18 protein-coding genes are annotated in these 18,414 nt (G+C 64.3%); 7 read left to right on the top strand and 11 right to left on the bottom strand.

The features are described from left to right. A complete protein-coding gene (gene tyrS, locus GQ651_RS07105; protein WP_160763480.1) occupies nucleotides 1-1,251 on the bottom strand; it encodes a tyrosine--tRNA ligase in 1,251 nt (416 codons plus the stop codon). 70 nt (nucleotides 1,252-1,321) lie between these two features. Here tyrS and GQ651_RS07100 point away from each other — a divergent pair, with 70 nt between their 5' ends. Together GQ651_RS07100 and GQ651_RS07095 are read left to right on the top strand one after the other, a co-directional pair. Next, the gene (locus GQ651_RS07100; RefSeq protein ID WP_160763479.1) at nucleotides 1,322-2,428 is read left to right on the top strand and encodes an anhydro-N-acetylmuramic acid kinase; all 1,107 of its coding nucleotides are present in this window, start codon (nucleotides 1,322-1,324) and stop codon (nucleotides 2,426-2,428) included. Between the two features lie 117 nt (nucleotides 2,429-2,545). Further along, a complete protein-coding gene (locus GQ651_RS07095) occupies nucleotides 2,546-2,767 on the top strand; it encodes a hypothetical protein (RefSeq protein ID WP_160763478.1) in 222 nt (73 codons plus the stop codon). On the opposite strand, the gene GQ651_RS07090 is transcribed toward GQ651_RS07095, so the two are convergent. Together GQ651_RS07090 and GQ651_RS07085 are read right to left on the bottom strand one after the other, a co-directional pair. Beyond that, nucleotides 2,764-3,186: a cupin domain-containing protein gene (locus GQ651_RS07090; protein WP_160763477.1), complete on the bottom strand. Its 423-nt coding sequence runs from the start codon at nucleotides 3,184-3,186 to the stop codon at nucleotides 2,764-2,766. The genes GQ651_RS07095 and GQ651_RS07090 overlap by 4 nt on opposite strands. Continuing rightward, complete coding sequence (locus GQ651_RS07085) at nucleotides 3,183-4,235, bottom strand: alpha/beta fold hydrolase (protein WP_160763476.1); 1,053 nt, start codon at nucleotides 4,233-4,235, stop codon at nucleotides 3,183-3,185. The genes GQ651_RS07090 and GQ651_RS07085 overlap by 4 nt, the downstream gene beginning before the upstream one ends. Before the next feature lie 158 nt (nucleotides 4,236-4,393). Between GQ651_RS07085 and GQ651_RS18890 the strand changes: the two genes are divergently transcribed. Then, nucleotides 4,394-4,525: a hypothetical protein gene (locus GQ651_RS18890; protein WP_264464685.1), complete on the top strand. Its 132-nt coding sequence runs from the start codon at nucleotides 4,394-4,396 to the stop codon at nucleotides 4,523-4,525. Between the two features lie 142 nt (nucleotides 4,526-4,667). Here GQ651_RS18890 and eno read toward each other — a convergent pair whose 3' ends face one another. After that, nucleotides 4,668-5,942, bottom strand: coding sequence for a phosphopyruvate hydratase (gene eno / locus GQ651_RS07080; protein WP_160763475.1), 1,275 nt, complete (start codon nucleotides 5,940-5,942; stop codon nucleotides 4,668-4,670). A gap of 331 nt (nucleotides 5,943-6,273) precedes the next feature. On the opposite strand from eno, the gene GQ651_RS07075 reads away from it, so the two are divergent. Beyond that, entirely contained in the window at nucleotides 6,274-6,534 is a 261-nt protein-coding gene (locus GQ651_RS07075) for a hypothetical protein (protein ID WP_160763474.1), read from the top strand. Nucleotides 6,535-6,536: 2 nt separating this feature from the next. On the opposite strand, the gene GQ651_RS07070 is transcribed toward GQ651_RS07075, so the two are convergent. Continuing rightward, nucleotides 6,537-7,442, bottom strand: a complete 906-nt coding sequence (locus tag GQ651_RS07070; RefSeq protein WP_160763473.1) for a DMT family transporter — start codon at nucleotides 7,440-7,442, stop codon at nucleotides 6,537-6,539. 102 nt (nucleotides 7,443-7,544) lie between these two features. On the opposite strand from GQ651_RS07070, the gene mutL reads away from it, so the two are divergent. From mutL to GQ651_RS07055, 3 genes are all read left to right on the top strand, one after another. Beyond that, a complete protein-coding gene (gene mutL, locus GQ651_RS07065; RefSeq protein ID WP_160763472.1) occupies nucleotides 7,545-9,368 on the top strand; it encodes a DNA mismatch repair endonuclease MutL in 1,824 nt (607 codons plus the stop codon). Next, nucleotides 9,365-10,534, top strand: a complete 1,170-nt coding sequence (locus GQ651_RS07060) for a DNA recombination protein RmuC (RefSeq protein ID WP_160763471.1) — start codon at nucleotides 9,365-9,367, stop codon at nucleotides 10,532-10,534. The genes mutL and GQ651_RS07060 overlap by 4 nt, the downstream gene beginning before the upstream one ends. Before the next feature lie 110 nt (nucleotides 10,535-10,644). After that, a complete protein-coding gene (locus tag GQ651_RS07055; RefSeq protein ID WP_160763470.1) occupies nucleotides 10,645-11,559 on the top strand; it encodes a transferrin-binding protein-like solute binding protein in 915 nt (304 codons plus the stop codon). 50 nt (nucleotides 11,560-11,609) lie between these two features. Here GQ651_RS07055 and GQ651_RS07050 read toward each other — a convergent pair whose 3' ends face one another. From GQ651_RS07050 to GQ651_RS07025, 6 genes are all read right to left on the bottom strand, one after another. Beyond that, the gene (locus tag GQ651_RS07050) at nucleotides 11,610-12,821 is read right to left on the bottom strand and encodes an NADP-dependent isocitrate dehydrogenase (protein WP_160763469.1); all 1,212 of its coding nucleotides are present in this window, start codon (nucleotides 12,819-12,821) and stop codon (nucleotides 11,610-11,612) included. 62 nt (nucleotides 12,822-12,883) lie between these two features. Beyond that, a complete protein-coding gene (locus GQ651_RS07045) occupies nucleotides 12,884-15,091 on the bottom strand; it encodes an NADP-dependent isocitrate dehydrogenase (RefSeq protein WP_160763468.1) in 2,208 nt (735 codons plus the stop codon). Between the two features lie 212 nt (nucleotides 15,092-15,303). Then, nucleotides 15,304-16,635: a Tad domain-containing protein gene (locus tag GQ651_RS07040; protein ID WP_160763467.1), complete on the bottom strand. Its 1,332-nt coding sequence runs from the start codon at nucleotides 16,633-16,635 to the stop codon at nucleotides 15,304-15,306. A 3-nt stretch (nucleotides 16,636-16,638) separates the two neighbouring features. Beyond that, entirely contained in the window at nucleotides 16,639-16,992 is a 354-nt protein-coding gene (locus GQ651_RS07035; protein WP_160763466.1) for a TadE/TadG family type IV pilus assembly protein, read from the bottom strand. 63 nt (nucleotides 16,993-17,055) lie between these two features. After that, entirely contained in the window at nucleotides 17,056-17,520 is a 465-nt protein-coding gene (locus tag GQ651_RS07030) for a TadE/TadG family type IV pilus assembly protein (protein WP_160763465.1), read from the bottom strand. A 187-nt stretch (nucleotides 17,521-17,707) separates the two neighbouring features. Then, a complete protein-coding gene (locus GQ651_RS07025; protein WP_160763464.1) occupies nucleotides 17,708-18,361 on the bottom strand; it encodes an alpha/beta hydrolase in 654 nt (217 codons plus the stop codon). Nucleotides 18,362-18,414: the final 53 nt, after the last annotated feature.

Genomic DNA, 18,414 nt, shown 5'->3' with positions numbered 1-18,414 from the left:
TTAGCCGAGTTTCACCAAGGCGTGCCGTTTCTTGCCTGCCGATAGCTTGACCGGCTGGGCGAAGGCGGCGGCGTCGAACATGCGGCCACCGTCGGTCAGCGGTTCATCGTCCACGCGCGCGCCGTTTTCCGCGATCAGGCGCTTGGCCTCTTTGCCGGACTTGGCAAGGCCGGACTGCACGAACAGCTGTACCGCCGAGATGCCGTCTCCGATATCGCCCGCCGAGAGCGTGAGTGTAGGGAGGTCGTCGCCCGCGCCGCCCCGCTCGAACACCTCGCGCGCGGTGGCTTCCGCTGCCGCTGCGGCTTCCGCCCCGTGGAGAAGCGTTGTGACCTCGTTGGCGAGGCGGATTTTGGCGTGGTTGATCTCGGAGCCTTCCAGCGCGCCGAGGCGGTCGCATTCGTCGACCGACAACTCGGTGTAGAGCTTGAGGAACCGGCCCACATCGGCATCGGTCGTGTTGCGCCAGAACTGCCAGAACTCGTAAGGCGACAGCATGTCCGAGGACAGCCAGACCGCGCCGCCCTGGCTTTTGCCCATCTTGCGGCCGTCCGAAGTCGTCAGAAGCGGCGTGGTCAGGCCGTAGATCTCCTGATCCAGAACGCGGCGCGTCAGGTCGATGCCGTTGACGATATTGCCCCACTGGTCCGACCCGCCCATCTGCAACCGGCAGCCGTAGCGGCGGTTCAGTTCGAGGAAGTCGTAGGCCTGGAGGATCATGTAGTTGAATTCGAGGAACGAGAGCGACTGCTCGCGGTCGAGCCGCGACTTGACGCTTTCAAAGCTGAGCATCCGGTTGACGCTGAAATGCCGCCCGATATCCCGCAGGAAGTCGAGGTAATTCAGGCTGTCGAGCCATTCGGCATTGTTCAGCATCAGCGCATCGGTCGGCCCGTCGCCATAGGCGAGGTAGCGGTCGAAGACGGTCTGCATGCCCGCGATGTTGTCATCGATGGCCTCGGGCGTCAGAAGCGGGCGCTCTTCGGCCCGGAAAGACGGATCGCCCACCTTGGTCGTGCCGCCGCCCATCAGCGTGATCGGCTTGCCGCCCGTCTTCTGAAACCAGCGCAAGAGCATGATGTTCAGGAGGTGGCCGACGTGGAGCGATTTGGCCGTGGCGTCATACCCGATATAAGCCGGCACCACGCCTTCGATCAGCGCTTCGTCAAGGCTTTGCAGATCGGTGCAGTCGGCGAGAAAGCCGCGCTCGATGATCGTGTGGAGGAAATCCGATTTCGGGTGGTAGGTCATGGCGGTCCGTCTATGTTGGCGCGAAGGGCGCGAGGCCTTCTATAGTCAGGACGCGGGCAGAGGAAAAGGCATGAGCAGACAGGAACCGGTCTGGGCGTTGGGCGCGATGTCCGGCACGTCGCTGGACGGTGTCGATGCGGCGATGATCCTAACCGATGGCCGCCGGGTGCTGGAATTCGGAGAGACCGCCTATCGGCCCTATTCCGACGACGAGCGGGCGGTCCTGCGCGCGGCGCTTGGGCGGTCGGCCGGGGCCGAGGTCTTGGCCGCGGCCGAGGTGGTCGAGATCGCCCATGCCGAGGTCTTGTCGGGCATCAAAGGCGCCGGGGTCGTGGGATTCCACGGGCAGACCACCGACCACCGGCCCGGCGACGGCGTGACGGTCCAGATCGGGGACGGGCAGGTTCTGGCCGAGGCGCTGGAGCGCACGGTGGTCTGGGATTTCCGCTCGAACGACGTGGCGCTTGGCGGGCAGGGGGCGCCGCTGGCGCCGTTCTATCATTTCGCGCTGGCCCGGTGGGCCGGTTTTCGGATGCCGGTGGCGTTTCTGAACGTGGGCGGCGTGGCGAACCTGACATGGATCGACCCGGAAGCGGACGCGCCCGAGCGGCCCGGTGCGCTCTTGGCCTTCGATACGGGGCCGGGGAACGCGCGGATCGACGACATGGTGGCGGCGCGCACCGGCGCACGGATGGACGTGGACGGGGCGCTCGCGGCGGCGGGCGTGGTGGACGGCGACATCCTTGAGGCTCTGGTCTCGGGCGAAGCGTTTTTCGCGAAAGTGCCGCCCAAATCGCTGGACCGAAACGATTTTGCGGGCTGGGCCGAGGCGGTCGCGGACCTCACTGTCGAAGACGCCGCCGCCACGCTCGCCGCTGCGACAGCCGGGTCGATTGCGCGGGGGCTGGAGCATTGCCCGCGCCCGCCCGAACGGCTTCTGGTGACCGGCGGCGGGCGGCGGAATCCGGCGCTGATGGAGATGATCGCCGCGCTGGCACCCTGTCCGGTCGTCCCGGTCGAAGAGCACGGCTTCGATGGCGACATGATCGAAGCGCAGGCCTTTGCCTTTCTCGCGATGCGGGTGCTTCACGGCCTGCCCACCAGTGCGCCCGGCACCACAGGCGTCGCTGCACCCGTTGGCGGCGGACGCGTCAGCCGCCCGCGCGGGGTCGCCTGAGCACAGCCTCGCGGAAACGTGCCGTCTGTCTGAAATTTCCTTTCCGAAGCAGGGGGGCCGCTGCTATCCATCGCGCAAGGGTCGGGAAACGGCCCGCGAAACGAGAGGCAATGAGCAATGGCACGACCCAACGGCATTCCGCCGCAGACGCCCCCGTCGCAGGCTGCGGACCATATTCCCGAAGATGTCACCCTTCCCGAACCCGATAACTCGGTGCCGGCAGATCCGGGCAATCCGTCCGGCCTGCCCCTGATCCCGGTTCAGGCGCTTTACCGCATCCCGCCCGAGGACCTGCCGGACGAGGCAGAGCCGGGCTTTCCTGACTTTCTCTTGTTCTAACCGGGAATATCGAAGCCCGGCGGGGCCAGTTCGAACCCCTCGAATCGGAACGCCGGGCTGACGGTACAGCCGACCCATGTGAAGGCGCCGGTCGTCCGGGCGGCTTGCCACCAGCCCTTCGGCACCACGATCTGCGGCCGACCGAGGGACAGGTCAGGCGTCAGCATGTGTTCCTCTGCCGGACCGTCACCGGTCTCGGCCATCCGGAGCGAAAGCGGCGCACCGGCGTAGTAGTGCCAGATCTCGTCGGCATCGACCCGGTGCCAGTGGCTTGCCTCGCCCGCTTTCAGAAGAAAATGGATTGCCGTTCCCGCGGGCCGTGCGCCATCCCTGGCGTCGGCCACCCATGTCTGCCGGTACCAGCCGCCTTCCGGATGCGGCTCCAGACCGAGCGCGGCGATGATCTCGTCTGCGGTCATGCGCCACCACGTCCCGCCATCTTGACGATGGCTTCCTGCCGGGTCGAGACGCCAAGCTTGGCGAAGATATGGGTGGCGTGGTTGCGGACGGTCTTCTCGCTCATGTCCAGTTCCCGCGCGATCTGCTTGTTGGGCTTGGCCTGACAGATCAGCGCCAGGATCTCGCGTTCCTTCGGCGTGAGGTCAGGCAGGTCGGCGCCGCTATCGCCGCCCTTGGCGAAGCGCAGGATTTCGGCGCACGCGATCTGCCATGCCGGTTCGTCGGGTTGCAGGATGTGGTTCTTGCTCGGCAGGACGCAGAATTCCGCGTCCGGGATATGCCGCGCCAGGAACCGGCCTTCGTCCACCGGCGCGACGGCGTCGCCATCGGCATGGAGGATCAGGGTCGGCACGCTGACGTCGGCCAGCATCCCCGAGACATCCATATCCGCCCGCGCGGTCAAGAGCCGTGCGCCGGTCTCCGCGGTGGTCGTGCGGCGGCAGAGCTCGTTGAACCAGGTGATCTGCTCGGGCGTGCCCTCGGGCAGGAACCGCTTGGTAAAGACCTCGCGGAAGGCGGCGTTTTCTTCGTCGAAGCCTGCACGGAAAATCTCGGTGACGGCGTCATAGAGCGCCGCGGCCTTGGGATTGTCCCGATGGTGGATGCCGCGGGCATAGCCGCCGAGGATGATCAGCCGCGACACGCGCTCGGGATGGCGCACGGCATAGGACACGGCGGCGGCGGTGCCTTGCGACATGGCGAAGAGCACGAAGGGCTCGGCCGGTTTCGCGGCCTCCACCACCCGTTCCAGATCATCGGTCCAGGCGTCCACGTCCAGCCGCCCGGGATCGCGGTCCGACAAGCCGCAGCCCCGCTCGTCATAGCGGATATAATCGAAATGGCTTTCCAGGAAGGCGACGTAATGCGACCAGACCGGACTTTCGGTGTCGAACTCGAGATGAGACAGCCACGCCGCCGCCTTGACCAGTGATGGTGCAGCCGCCTGCCCGGTCCGGCTCCAGGCAAGCGATTTGCCGTCCAGCGTCTCGATGAACCTGACCGGTCGCATATCCCTCTTTCTCGGGACATCTGCCCCGGCCGTTTCGGGCATACGTATCGCGAACCGGGACATCTGCCCGATATTCGGCCCGCGTTCGCCCTGACAGGCTCAGTGTCAGAGAAACCGGCCCCTCCGATCAAGGGCCAAAAACAACAAGGACCAGAGCCATGACCCGCCTGAACACCATGATCAGACACCGCCGCGCCCCCGCACCCAAGGCCGATGCCCCCGCCCGGCAAAGCGACAAGGCCCGCCCGCGCGATGTGTCAAAGCTCTATTCGACGCGTATCTGGCTCTGAGACGATCCGCCTGTTTTGCAAGTGCAGGCGGCGGGCGCGGCGGCAGACCTCCCAGTCGCGCCGCGCCCATCCGTTTCTTCTGTTCCGAAATACTCCGGGGGAGGCTCCGTCAGGAGCCGGGGGCAGAGCCCCCAAAGACCGGTTACCTCAGGATCGACCGCCCGGCATAGATGGCGGTGTCTTCCAGCATCTCCTCGATCCGGATCAGCTGGTTGTACTTGGCAAGCCGGTCCGAGCGCGCCAGCGAGCCGGTCTTGATCTGTCCGCAATTCGTCGCGACGGCGAGGTCGGCGATGGTGGCATCCTCGGTCTCGCCCGAGCGGTGGGACATCACGGCGGTCATCCGCGCGCGGTGGGCCATGTCGACGGCCATCAGCGTTTCCGACAGGGTGCCGATCTGATTGACCTTGACCAGAAGCGAGTTGCCGGCCTTCTTCTCGATCCCCGTGGCAAGGCGTGTGGGGTTGGTCACGAAGAGGTCGTCGCCCACGAGCTGGACCTTGTCGCCAAGAGCCGCGGTCAGCGCGACCCAGCCGTCCCAGTCGTCTTCCGCGCAGCCGTCCTCGATCGAGAGGATCGGATAGTCCTTCACCAGCGCGGCGAGGTAGTCGACGTTCTCGTCCGACGAGAGCTTCCGGCCTTCGCCCTTCATGTCGTAGACGCCGTCGGAATAGTACTCGGTCGAGGCGCAGTCGAGCGCCAGCATGATGTCGTCGCCGGGCTTGTAGCCGGCCTTTTCCACCGCCTTCAGAATGAAGTCGAGCGCGTCGCGGGTCGACGACAGGTTCGGCGCAAAGCCGCCCTCGTCACCGATACCGGTCGAAAGACCCGCTGCGGAAAGCTCTTTCTTCAGCGTGTGAAAGACTTCCGAACCCATGCGGACCGCCTCGCGGATATTCTCCGCCGAGACTGGCATGATCATGAATTCCTGAATGTCGATCGGGTTGTCGGCGTGTTCACCGCCATTGATGATGTTCATCATCGGCACGGGCAGGACGCGGGCCGCGGTGCCGCCGACGTATCGGTAGAGAGGCTGCATCGTGAAATCGGCTGCGGCCTTGGCGGTGGCGAGGCTGACGCCGAGGATGGCGTTCGCACCGAGCCGACCCTTGTTGTCAGTGCCATCCAGTTCGATCATGGCGGCGTCGATGGCCTGCTGCTCGGTCGCGTCGAAGCCGACCAGCGCCTCTGCAATCTCGCCATTCACGGCGGCAACCGCTTCCAGCACGCCCTTGCCCATATAGCGGCCCTTGTCGCCATCGCGTTTCTCGACCGCTTCATGGGCGCCTGTGGACGCGCCCGAGGGCACGGCGGCGCGGCCCAAGGTGCCGTCTTCCAGGATCACGTCGACCTCGACGGTCGGGTTGCCGCGGCTGTCGAGAATCTCGCGGGCGTGAATGTCGATTATGGTGCTCATGCGGGGTCCCCTCGGGTTCTCATGCGTTTGGGCTGCTCTATAGCAGCGTCTTGAGCCAAGGGAAATAAAGCTCTGTCATGCGCTAACATGTGTTTCGGGACAAAACGCCCGGATTGGCGGCATTGTTTCGGACCCAAGTGCTGATGCTTTGTTAAGAGGTCCGAATTCGCGAAACAAAATACCAATAGATTTCCGTTCGTTGCGACGCCCGCTTTCAATCTGTCAAGGTCACCACAGCGTTTCCGGACCTTCTGATTTCGGACCTCAAAGCGCCGCATTCGCGTCACAATGCCGCCGATGCTGCGCGTCACCCGAAACGATGGAGTGTTCCATGACCAACGCGAAAACACTGATTTCCCTCGCCGTCGCCGCATCCTTCGCCGCTCTTCCGGCCATGGCGAACGGCAACGATGACCCCGGCGTCAAAGGCGACCTTGTGCAGACTTCGAAGGAGGCGCGTCAGGCTACCGGCGGGCCGAGCGGATGGGGTCAGCAAGTGTCCGGCAAGGCCACCGGCGCTATCCCGAGCGACGACAAGAACCTCGGCGCCTTCCTGGATCGCATGGCGCCGAACCCGAGCCCAAACAAGTGACCTCAGGTGGCGGGGGCGGTGCCGGTGCGCCGTTCCCGCCAGAACGCATAGAGGCCCGACGCGAGGATGACGCTCAGCCCGATCCAGACCGCCGCGTCGGGCCTCTCCCCGAAGGCGACCCACGCGATGCTCATCGCGAAGAGGATGCGCGTGTAGCGGAAGGGGGCGATGGCCGAGACCTCGCCCTTTCTCAAGGCCAGCGTGATGAAGACGAAGGCCACCGACACAGTCACCGCCGCCGCGCTCACCACGGCCCAGAGTGTCGGTGTCATGGGCCGGTAACCGCCCGCCACCATCATGCCCACCGCGCCCACCAGCGTCAGCACGAAAAGCGCCCAGGCAGCCGCGAAGGCCGTGCTGACGCTTGGTGGCAGAAGCCGTGTGCCGAGGTCGCGTGCCGTCAGGCCGAAGATGCCGGCGATTGGCAGAAGAAGTGCCGGATCAAAGGCTTCGCGGCCGGGGCGCAGGATGATCATCATGCCGATGAAGCCCGCGACAACGGCGGCCCACCGTCTCCAGCCGACACGTTCCTTGAGGAAGATCGCCGCTGCGGCGGTCAGCACAAGCGGCTGCGCCTGTGCGAGTGCCGTCACCGTCGATAGCGGCACCAGCGCAAGCCCGCCCACGAACCCGGCCGAGCCGACGACCTCGCCTGCCGTGCGGATCAGCATTGGGCGACCCAGGGCGTCGGCTGTCCAGAAGCGTTCGCCGTTCCGGCGGAGGACGACCAGAAAGACCGCCATGCTTATGACCGACACCAGCATCAGGCATTGCATGGTGCCGATGGCCTCGGCGGCGTGCTTGATCAGCGCGTCGGTCACGGCAAAGGCGGCCATGGCGGCCGTCATGAAGATCATGGCGCGGGTGTTGAGCACGGGGGAGGTGTCCGGGGCGTTGTTACCGGGCACTCCTATCAGGCAATTCCGGTCTTAGAAAGCGGGCGGGATATCCACAGAAACCTCGCGCTCCGGCATGGACGGGTCGGGCGTAGGCGTGCTAGTCATTGTGTCATGCATGCCGCCGACCCCAATATAAGCCAGTCAGCCGCCCGAATCCGACAGTTGGACGAGGCTGCCGTCAACCGCATCGCCGCGGGCGAGGTGGTCGAGCGCCCGGCGTCTGCGGTCAAGGAACTGGTCGAGAACGCCATCGACGCGGGCGCGCGGCGGATCGACGTGACCGTGGCCGATGGCGGCAAGACCCTGATCCGGGTCGAGGATGACGGCTCGGGCATTCCAGCCGAAGACCTGCCGCTGGCGCTCTCGCGCCACGCGACGTCCAAGATCGACGGCTCGGACCTGTTGAACATCCTGACCTTCGGCTTCCGGGGCGAGGCGCTGGCGTCGCTCGGCGCAGTGGGGCGGCTTTCGATTACAAGCCGTGTCGCGGGCCGCGAGGGCGCGCGGATCGAGGTTTCGGGCGGACGCATTGGGGGCGTGACCCCGGCGGCGTCGGGGCAGGGCACGGTCGTCGAGCTGCGCGACCTTTTCTACGCGACGCCCGCACGGCTGAAGTTCCTGCGCAGCGACCGGGCCGAGATGCAGGCCGTCACGGATGTGGTCAAACGGCTGGCCATGGCCGAACCTTACGTCCGCGTGACGCTCTCCGAGGCAGGCGACCGGCCCCGCGAGCTGTTCCGGGCCGAGGCTGAGACGGGCGCGCCGGTCGACGCGCTCCGCCGCCGCTTGCGCGCGGTTCTGGGCCGCGAATTCGTGGAAAACGCAATTCCGCTCGATGCCGAGCGCGAGGGGCTGCACCTGACCGGCTTCGCCGCGCTGCCCACCTATTCCCGGGGCGCTGCGGTCCAACAGTACCTTTTCGTCAACGGGCGCCCGGTACGGGACAAGCTGCTCGTGGGCGCGCTCCGGGCCGCCTACATGGATTTCCTCAGCCGCGACCGGCATCCGGCTGCGGTTTTGTTCATCGACTGCGATCCGACGCTGGTGGACGTCAACGTCCATCCCGCCAAGACCGAGGTGCGCTTCCGCGATCCCGGCACGGCGCGGGGGCTGATCGTGTCCGGCCTGCGTCATGCGCTGGCGGACGCTGGGCACCGCGCGTCCACCACCGTGGCCGCCGAGACGCTTGGCGCGTTCCAGACGCCGTCCGAGGCCCCGCGCGTCTATCAGATGGACATGGCGTCCCGGCCGCGCCCGGCGCCGATGCCGGCGCAGACGGGGTTCGCGGCGCCCCAGGCCGAGTTCTCGACCCCTTCGGCGCGGGTGGACTTGGCCGAGCACGCGCCCGAGGCCGAGGCGTTGCCGCTTGGCGCGGCGCGCGCGCAGGTGCATCAGAACTACGTCATCTCGCAAACCGAGGACGGCATCGTCATCGTCGATCAGCACGCGGCGCATGAACGGCTGGTCTATGAGCGGCTGAAGCGGCAGATGGCCGAGAACGGTGTCCGTGCGCAGGCGCTTCTGGTGCCCGAGATCGTCGAGATCGGGGCCGAGGTGGGTCGGCTTCTGGACGTGGCAGACGATCTGGCCCGGCTCGGTCTGGTGATCGAGCCCTTCGGAGCGGGGGCCGTGGCCGTCCGCGAGACGCCGGCGGTGCTGGGGCAGGTGGATTGCACGGCACTTCTCCGCGACATCCTCGACGAGTTGACCGATGGCGAAGAGACAACCGCGCTCGGCGCGCGGATCGATGCCATTCTGAGCCGGGTCGCGTGCCATGGCTCGGTCCGGTCGGGGCGGCAGATGCGGCCCGAGGAGATGAACGCGCTACTGCGCGAGATGGAGGCGACGCCCCATTCCGGCCAGTGCAACCACGGGCGGCCCACCTATGTCGAATTGAAGCTCTCGGATATCGAGCGGCTGTTCGGGCGGCGATGATCACGATCGGGGACACAACGGTCGCGCTAGACGACCCGATTGCGCTTCTGGCGCTGTTGCTTGGCGTGGTGCTGATCCTGATCGTCGTCCTCCTGATCACGGCGGTCCGGCGGGCAGGGCGTTCGGCCGACCTAATCGCGCCCCTGGCGCAGGACATCGGGACGCTTGGTCAGCGGGTGCAGAGCCTGTCAGACGGTCAACACCAGTTGGCCGGCGGTCTGACCCATGTGTCCGAGGCGCAGGCCGCGAGCCAGGCCAATATGCTGAAGCTGATGGAGGCGCGGTTGGCCGAGGTGTCGGGCAATATGAACGAGAACCTCGCCGCATCCTCCACCCGGACCGCGCGGTCCCTGGGCGAGTTGCAGCAGCGTCTGGAAACCATCGACAAGGCGCAGGCGAATATCGAGAAGCTGTCGGGCGATGTGCTGTCGCTGCAGGATATCCTGTCGAACAAGCAGACGCGCGGCGCTTTCGGGGAAATTCAGCTCAACGACATTGTCACCAAAGCGCTGCCGTCGGACGCCTTCACGCTGCAGGCGACACTGTCGAACGGCAAGCGGGCGGACTGTCTGATTCACCTGCCGAACCCGCCGGGCTCGATCGTGGTGGACTCGAAGTTTCCGCTGGAAGCCTATGAGATGCTTCGGAATTCGAAGACGGACCGTGAGGTGAACGAGGCGGCAAAGGCGCTGCGCGTTGCCGTGCGGAACCACATCCGGGCGATCTCGGAACGCTACATCATCGAGGGCGAGACGGCGGATGGCGCGATCATGTTCCTGCCGTCCGAGGCGGTCTATGCGGAGCTTCACGCGAACTTTCCAGAGATCGTCCGCGAGGGGTTCGCCGCGCGGGTCTGGATCGTTTCGCCCACCACCTGCATGGCCACGCTCAACACGATGCGGGCGATCCTGAAAGACGCGCGGATGCGCGAGCAGGCGGGCGCGATCCGGAAGGCGCTGAAGCTGCTGCATCGCGACGTGGAGATCGTAGTCGAGCGGGTGCAGAAGCTGGACACCCATTTCAATCAGGCGCGCGCGGACCTCGAAGGGATCGGCACGGCGGCCGAGCGCGCGGGCAAGCGTGCGGCGAAGCTCGACAATTTCGATTTCGAGGAACTGGCGCAGGACGGCGACGTCGTGAAGATCGCGGATCAGCGTCTGGGGTGACGCAGGTTTTGCTGCCGTCGGCATATCGACAATTTACTTCAAATTAACCAGAGAGCGGTCATTCCGTCCTCCGAATGCACGTGTCGCAAGACGCTTTTCGGGGGCAGGACATGTACGGAACTTACGGTTTTGTCGGATTTGCAGCGCTCTGTTTACTGACCGGCTGCGGCAGCGGTGGGACTTCGGTGCCTGCCGGGTCGCTGCCGCTGGCGACAGGGGATCAGGTGCTTGCCGATGCATTGGGTAAACCTCTGGCGGTGAAGCTCGTTCGTTTCGAAACCGACTACGGGACGGGCAGAAGCGGGCTTGTCGTCACGGACGAGGTGCTGACCCTGACCAGCGTCGATGAGGCAAGCGGCGACGTCACCTTTCGGATCACCGTACGCGGGCAAACACTGAATTTCGTCACTGGCGCCGGCGGTGTCGTCGCGACTGATTCCGCAGGCAAGGACTGGACCGGTTACGAGAATTCCGGCGGCGACTATTCCGCCACGGTGGGTCTCTATCATTATGATTTCGGTGGGGGCGCCGGGGATTTCGACACCGAGGGTTTTTTCGTCTTTGGCTTTGCCACCGACCCGGCCACCATAGCCGCAAAAACCGAAGCGCTGAGATATTCGGGCAGCTTCGATGGCTATGGCGGCGTTCTGGATGAGACCGGCGCCATTCAGGAAGAAGAATCCTATGGAACCGGGTCGATCGAACTCTTTGTCGATTTCGATGGGATGCTGCTGGATGGCAGTCTCAGTGGCAATTATGACGGCTATGGCTCGATTTCAGGTTCGATCGACGAGACTTCGATTGCGGGCAACGGCTTTCAGACGACCTTCACCCCCGACTGCGACTTCGGCAGGACGTGCACGTCGAACACCGTGATACGCGGAACCTTCTACGGGCCGGACGCCGAGGAAACGAGCGGGCTGATCGCCTTCGACGAAACCGTGCTGGACACGGCAACGGGCACCGGTGACCGTCTTCTGAGCGGCGCTGGCTTTACGCTGACCGGAGATGCCGGGCCGCTCTGACGGGCGCGCTGATGAACGGAATGGGCCGGCGCGTACCGGCCCTTTTCGTTTCAGGACAAGGCTTTCTGCAGGTTCTCGTCGATCTTGTCGAGAAAACCGGTCGTCGTCATCCAGCCCTGATCTGGGCCGACCAGTAGCGCCAAGTCCTTGGTCATATGGCCTGACTCCACGGTGTCGATGACGACCTTCTCCAGCGTCTCGGCAAAGCCCATGAGCTCGGAATTGTCGTCCAGCTTGGCGCGGTGCTTGAGCCCGCCCGTCCAGGCGAAGATCGATGCGATCGAGTTGGTCGAGGTCTGCTCGCCCTTCTGATGCTGGCGGTAGTGGCGGGTGACGGTGCCGTGCGCGGCCTCTGACTCGACGATCTTTCCGTCGGGCGTCATCAGGATCGAGGTCATCAGCCCGAGCGAGCCAAAGCCCTGCGCCACGGTGTCGGACTGCACGTCGCCGTCATAGTTCTTGCAGGCCCAGACATAGCCGCCGGACCACTTGAGGGACGAGGCCACCATGTCATCGATCAAGCGGTGCTCGTACCAGATGCCGGCTTCTTCATAGGCTTCCTTGAACTCGGCCTCGTAGACCTCTTCGAAGACCTCCTTGAAGCGGCCGTCATAGGCCTTGAGAATGGTGTTTTTGGTCGACAGGTAGAGCGGCCATTTCAGATTCAGCGCGTAGTTGAACGAGGCGCGGGCGAAATCGTAGATCGACGGGTCGAGGTTATACATGCCCATGTAGACGCCCGAGGACGGGGCATCGAAGACCTCTTCCTCGATGACGGTGCCGTCCTCGCCCACGAATTTCATTGAGAGCTTGCCGGGGCCGGGGAACTTCATGTCCGTCGCGCGGTACTGGTCGCCATAGGCGTGGCGGCCGATGACGATGGGCTTGGTCCAGCCGGGGACAAGGCGCGGCACGTTCCGGCAGATGATCGGCTGGCGGAAGATGACGCCGCCAAGGATGTTGCGGATCGTCCCGTTGGGCGAGCGCCACATCTTTTTCAGGCCAAACTCCTCGACCCGTGCCTCATCGGGGGTGATCGTGGCACATTTCACGCCCACGCCGACTTCCTTGATCTTTTCGGCGGCGTCGATTGTGACCTGATCGTCGGTGCGGTCCCGCTCTTCCATCCCGAGGTCGTAATAGAGCAGGTCGATGTCGAGATAGGGCAGGATCAGCTTTTGTTTGATGAAGTCCCACATAATCCGGGTCATTTCGTCCCCGTCGAGTTCGACGACAGGGTTCTCCACCTTGATCTTGCTCATCGCTCTGCCTCTCTCAGTTTGGGACCGGCGGCCGTCTGACGGGCCGCCGGGCGTCGTCCGGGTCAGCCGATGATGGCGTTCAGCGTGGCCGAGGGGCGCATCACCTGTGCCAGCTTGGCCGGGTCGGGATGGTAATAGCCACCGATATCGGCCGGTTCCCCCTGCGCGGTGTCGAGTTCGCTGAGAATCTGCGCTTCGTTCTCTGCCAGTGCCTGTGCGACCGGCGCGAATTCGGCGGCGAGGTCGGCGTCCTCGCTCTGAGCCGCCAAAGCTTCGGCCCAATACCGGGCGAACCAGTAGTGGCTGTCGCGGTTGTCGGGCTGGCCCACCTTGCGGCCAGGCGAGCGGTCGTGATCCAGAACGCCCTGCGTTGCCGCCTCGACCGCCTCGCCAAGGATGCGGGCCTTGGCATTGCCGCGCGCGTCGGCGAGGAACTTGAAGCTCTCCCCGAGCGCGCAGAACTCGCCGAGCGAATCCCAGCGGAGGTGGTTTTCCTCCTGCAGCTGCTGGACATGCTTCGGTGCCGAGCCGCCCGCGCCCGTCTCGAACAGGCCGCCGCCCTGCATCAGCTTCACGATCGACAGCATCTTGGCCGAGGTGGCCAGTTCAAGGATCGGGAAGAGGTCGGTCAGGTAGTCACGCAGCACATTGCCGGTGATGGCGATGGTGTTGTCGCCCTTGGTGATCGTCTCAAGCGAGGCACGGGTCGCTTCGCGGGGAGCCATGATCTCGAACTTGTCGGCAACGCCCTTGGCCTCGAGAATAGGGAGGACGTAGTTCAGAAGCTGGGCGTCATGCGCCCGGTTCTCGTCCAGCCAGAAGATCGAGCGGAAGCCGGTGGCCTTTTGCCGGTCGATGGCGAGGTTCACCCAGTCTTCGATCGGGGCCTTGCGTGTGGAGGCCGAACGCCAGATGTCGCCCGCTTCGACCGCGTGCTCATGCAGGACCGTGCCATCGTCGAGGATCATGCGGACGGTGCCGTCCTCGGGGATCTCGAAGGTGGTCGGGTGCGAGCCGTATTCCTCGGCCTTCTGCGCCATCAGGCCAAGGTTTTGCACCGTGCCGGCGGTGGCAGGGTTCAGCTTGCCGTTGGCTTTGAAGAACTCGATCGTCTCGTCATAGACCGGCGCATAGGAGTTGTCGGGGATCACGCAGACCGTGTCGGCCTCTTCGCCGTTCGGGCCCCAGCCCTTGCCCCCGTTTCGGATCAGTGCGGGCATCGAAGCGTCGATGATGACGTCGGACGGTACGTGCAGGTTGGTGATGCCGCGATCGGAATTGACCATGTACATCGGCGGGCGCTCGGCGCGGACCTTTTCGATATCGGCCATGATCTCGCGCGAATCCTTTGCGCGCTCCAGCAGATCGCCAAGCCCCGAGTTTGGGTTCACGCCAAGCGCTTTCAGCGCGGGGCCGTGGGCGTCGAAGACCGGCTGAAGCCACGCGCGGACGGCGTGGCCGAAGATGATCGGGTCCGAAACCTTCATCATCGTCGCCTTCATGTGGAGCGAGAAGAGGACGCCGTCGTCGGCCTTGGTGGCTTCGATTTCCTCGGCCAGGAAAGCGTTCAGCGCCTTGGCCGACATGAAGGTCGCGTCGACCACGGTTCCGGCGGGGTAGGAGATGCCCTCTTTCAGGACGGTCTCGCCGCTGGTGGTCTCGAGGACGATCTTCGCCGTCGCCGCCTTGTCGAGGGTTGCGGATTTCTCGTTCGAGAAGAAGTCGTTGCCGGACATCGACGCCACCCGGGTCTTGCTGTCGGCGGACCAGTCACCCATGCGGTGCGGGTTGTTCTGGGCATAGTTCTTGACCGCAGCGGCGGCGCGGCGGTCGGAGTTGCCTTCGCGGAGGACCGGGTTCACCGCCGAACCCTTGATTGCGTCATAGGCGGCACGGGCCGCTTTCTCGGCGTCGGTCGACGGGCTCTCGGGATAATCCGGAACGGCATAGCCCTGCGCCTGCAACTCGGAGATGGCGGCGACAAGCTGGGGCACCGAGGCCGAGATGTTCGGCAGCTTGATCACGTTGGCCTCGGGGGTCTTCACGAGGTCGCCGAGGATCGCAAGGTCGTCGGCGATGCGCTGCTCTTCGGTCAGGTGGTCGGGGAAAGCGGCAAGGATGCGGCCCGCGAGCGAGATGTCCTTGCGGCCCACCGAAACCCCGGCAGCAGCGGCGAATTTCTGGATGATCGGCAACAGCGACGCGCTGGCCAGTTCGGGGGCCTCGTCGACCTTGGTGTAGACGATATCGGGGGTGGAGCTGTCGGTCATGGAAGTGCCCTCGCGGATCGGCCGGAACGCGGACGCGCATCACATGTGGCGCGGCCCGTCCGGGGTTTGGAAATGCTGCCTGCCCCATAGCGCAGACGGGTGCGGATGGAAAGACGGTATGCGAAGGTATACCAAAAATGCCGCAGCCCGGAAATGACAAGGCCCGGAGCGATGCTCCGGGCCCTTGCCGACTTGAAGGATAGGCGTGGCGATCAGGTCGCCATGCGGTGGTACTCGGGCGCGAAGTTGTTCTCCATGCCGGCCCCGCCGCAGAAACCCATGTTCATGAGCGATGTGCCGTCGATGCGACCGCCAGCCACCATCGACACGCCCTCGATGCCATTGGCGCGGGATTCGAAGAGAATGTCTTTCGCGGCGATGATCTGACCGCCGTAGATCTGAAGGTCCGCGGGAAACTTGACGCCGCCCTTCGTGACCAGCTGCGCGCCACCGCCGGGCGTACAATTGTCATCGAGGCCCAGCACGACGCCAGCAGCGCCGTTGATCGAGTCGGCGTTTTCGTTCGTCGAGACGATAATAACATCGATCAGCTGAGAGCCTGCGCCGAGAGACACCTGGCAGTTGGTGACGATGACGCCCTTCGTGAGGGTCTGGTTGGCCTGCAGGCTGAGCGTCTGGTTCGATGCGTTGCAGGTCCGCGTATGGATTGCGCCGGACACCCAGACATCATGCAGCTTGTCGTTCTTGGCGACCGGGACAACTGTAGGGGCACCGGAAAGCGGATTGATGTCGACATAGGCGGTCCGGAAGAACTTCGATGTCGGGTCCGTCACGTTGTTGATGATCTCGTCGATCTGCTGGAACACCTTGAGACGGTATGCGCCATCGCGGCTGGCCTGGGTCAGGCAGGGGTTCGACGACTCATCCGAATTCGGGACGACAAGGTCGCGTTCGTCCGGCATCGACACGATCGCGCCACAGAACGAGTTGCCGTTGTTCACCTCGACATGGGTATTCGAGTGGATGCAGAAGCCGCTGTCGTAGTTGTTGTTCGACTGCACGTCGACCACGTCCTGCGCCACGAAGCCTTCACGGAAACAGGTGGGAACGTAAGTCTCGAAGACCGACTGGCTGATCACGTCCATCGAGTTCATGTTGATGACCCGGAGGAAGAACGTGCCAAGCGGGTTCTTGCGCGCGGCGATCTGCTGGGTGTTCACGAGAACCGCGTCGTCAGACCCCGCCAAGACGGTGAAGAGCTGCGTGCTCGAGTCCCATTTGCCGAACTGAATATCGCCCTTTTCGATCAGGTTTCCGTATTTCGACTGGGGGAGGGCGGCGTAGACCATGGCCATGCCGAGGTCCTTGGAGTCGTCCTCGGACATCTCGAGGCTGCGCGCCATGAGGGCCGCATGTGCGGCCGCGTCGGCTGCCACCTGAAGTTTCGTCCGCGTGCTGAGCGCGCTCATCACGTCGAGGCCGAGGCCGCCGATGATCAGAAAGGTCACGATCATGAAGAGGCCGAGAACCGTCAGGGAGCCGTCTTCGCGATGCGTGAATTTACGGAGTGTAGCGTTCTGCATGGTTCAACCCTCGAAATATTCGACCGTCATGTCGGCCGTCACGTCCACTTCAAGGCTGGCGAAGGCGCCGAAGAAATGCGTGATGGTGAGTTGCCTGGTCGGGATGACGACCGTCGAGCGGATGTTGCCTGCCACCTGCGTGGTCGAGGCCGCGCTCGGCCAGATTTCCATTTTGCTCAGCTCGGCGAGGACCTGCTTTTCGGTGTCGGCCGTGCTTGCGATATTGCCGACCGAGTACTCGCGGTTCACGTCCTGCAGGACGCGCAGCACCTTGGCCTGTCCGTTGAAGATCATCGCGAGGTCGACCATGAAGCCGAAGGCGGCGATGAAGAAAGGCAGCCAGATAACGGTTTCCACAGTCGCGGCGCCGTGTTCGCGGCGCAGGAAGCTGAGTATCGGTTTTCGGTTGCATGTCATGGCTTAGTAAACCGTGCTGACGGAACTGGTGCCGAATGTGGCCGGATCCCAGGTGTCCAGAAGGTGAACCGCCTGAAACTCAAGGTCGAGCTCCATCAGGCTTGAAAAGTATCCGATCAGTTGCAGGCTGCTTGCCGGGACGACGACACGGGTGGCGATGAAGTCCTGGTTCGGATCGACATAGGTTTCGATCGTTTTGGGTTTGACGCCGATCGTTCTCAGGCGGTCGTTGATGAAGGTCTTGGCCTCGGCCGCGTCGTCGAGAAATCCAACCGAGACGCTGCGGTTTGCATCCTGCACCACGCGGTAGACCTCGGCCTGGCCGTGGAACACCACGGTCACATCGACGAGCAGTCCGGAGATCAGACCGAACAGCGGAAGCCACAGCACCGCTTCGACCGATGCGGTGCCGTCTTCGTCGCGCCGGTAGGCGCGCAGATGGCGAAATATGCGAGCGACTGCGGACATTCCGTCCCTCATGCGAATTCTGCAACGCCCTTTTCTACAAGGAGCGCCGGGGCATAGGCGTGACGGAAATGCGGCAGAAAGGTGACCCTTCAGGGGAATCTGATGTTACGCGCCCCGCCTTGTTGGCAGAGCGCAGACAATTGATATCAATCGAGAATATTGTTGCCGCTTTCGGGCGGCAGACGGATCAGCGCGTGGTCTCGGTCAGGCGGCGCTGAACGTAGTCGGTCACGGTGCCGATCATCGTGTCCATATGCGGGTCTTCGAAAAAGTGGCCCGCGCCTTCGACCTCGTTATGGGTGATCGTGATGCCCTTCTGCTCGTGCAGTTTCTCGACGAGGGCATGGGTGTCCTTGGGCGGCGCGACGCGGTCGGCGGTGCCGTTGATGATCAGACCCGACGACGGGCAGGGGGCGAGGAACGAGAAATCGTACATGTTGGCCGGCGGCGAGACCGAGATGAAGCCGGTGATCTCGGGGCGGCGCATCAGAAGCTGCATCCCGATCCAGGCGCCGAAGGAGAAGCCCGCGACCCAGCAATGCTTGGCGTTCTGATTCATCGACTGCAGGTAGTCGAGCGCCGAGGCGGCGTCGGACAATTCGCCCACGCCCTGGTCGTATTCGCCCTGGCTGCGACCGACGCCCCGGAAATTGAACCGGAGTACGGTGAAGCCCATTTTGTGGAAGGCGTAATGCAGGTTGTAGACGACCCGGTTGTTCATCGTCCCGCCGAACTGCGGATGCGGGTGCAGGACGATCGCGATGGGCGCGTCCTTCGTCTTCTGCGGATGATAGCGGCCTTCGAGCCGGCCTTCAGGGCCGGGAAAAATCACCTCGGGCATGGGTCCCCTTCATTTCTTCCCTCTCGCCGCGCCCCCAATTCTTGACGAATTTG

It is taken from the genome of Kangsaoukella pontilimi (assembly GCF_009830125.1).
Lineage (GTDB): Bacteria > Pseudomonadota > Alphaproteobacteria > Rhodobacterales > Rhodobacteraceae > Kangsaoukella > Kangsaoukella pontilimi.
Note: the sequence above shows the minus strand (reverse complement) of the source record. Positions and strands in the feature narration are given on the sequence as shown.

What these genes read in the sequence shown, in the direction of transcription:
- tyrS (WP_160763480.1), bottom strand. Translation starts at nt 1,251, where the DNA reads ATGACCTACCACCCGAAATCGGATTTCCTCCACACGATCATCGAGCGC.
- GQ651_RS07100 (WP_160763479.1), top strand. Translation starts at nt 1,322, where the DNA reads ATGAGCAGACAGGAACCGGTCTGGGCGTTGGGCGCGATGTCCGGCACG.
- GQ651_RS07095 (WP_160763478.1), top strand. Translation starts at nt 2,546, where the DNA reads ATGGCACGACCCAACGGCATTCCGCCGCAGACGCCCCCGTCGCAGGCT.
- GQ651_RS07090 (WP_160763477.1), bottom strand. Translation starts at nt 3,186, where the DNA reads ATGACCGCAGACGAGATCATCGCCGCGCTCGGTCTGGAGCCGCATCCG.
- GQ651_RS07085 (WP_160763476.1), bottom strand. Translation starts at nt 4,235, where the DNA reads ATGCGACCGGTCAGGTTCATCGAGACGCTGGACGGCAAATCGCTTGCC.
- GQ651_RS18890 (WP_264464685.1), top strand. Translation starts at nt 4,394, where the DNA reads ATGACCCGCCTGAACACCATGATCAGACACCGCCGCGCCCCCGCACCC.
- eno (WP_160763475.1), bottom strand. Translation starts at nt 5,942, where the DNA reads ATGAGCACCATAATCGACATTCACGCCCGCGAGATTCTCGACAGCCGC.
- GQ651_RS07075 (WP_160763474.1), top strand. Translation starts at nt 6,274, where the DNA reads ATGACCAACGCGAAAACACTGATTTCCCTCGCCGTCGCCGCATCCTTC.
- mutL (WP_160763472.1), top strand. Translation starts at nt 7,545, where the DNA reads ATGCATGCCGCCGACCCCAATATAAGCCAGTCAGCCGCCCGAATCCGA.
- GQ651_RS07060 (WP_160763471.1), top strand. Translation starts at nt 9,365, where the DNA reads ATGATCACGATCGGGGACACAACGGTCGCGCTAGACGACCCGATTGCG.
- GQ651_RS07055 (WP_160763470.1), top strand. Translation starts at nt 10,645, where the DNA reads ATGTACGGAACTTACGGTTTTGTCGGATTTGCAGCGCTCTGTTTACTG.
- GQ651_RS07050 (WP_160763469.1), bottom strand. Translation starts at nt 12,821, where the DNA reads ATGAGCAAGATCAAGGTGGAGAACCCTGTCGTCGAACTCGACGGGGAC.
- GQ651_RS07045 (WP_160763468.1), bottom strand. Translation starts at nt 15,091, where the DNA reads ATGACCGACAGCTCCACCCCCGATATCGTCTACACCAAGGTCGACGAG.
- GQ651_RS07040 (WP_160763467.1), bottom strand. Translation starts at nt 16,635, where the DNA reads ATGCAGAACGCTACACTCCGTAAATTCACGCATCGCGAAGACGGCTCC.
- GQ651_RS07030 (WP_160763465.1), bottom strand. Translation starts at nt 17,520, where the DNA reads ATGTCCGCAGTCGCTCGCATATTTCGCCATCTGCGCGCCTACCGGCGC.
- GQ651_RS07025 (WP_160763464.1), bottom strand. Translation starts at nt 18,361, where the DNA reads ATGCCCGAGGTGATTTTTCCCGGCCCTGAAGGCCGGCTCGAAGGCCGC.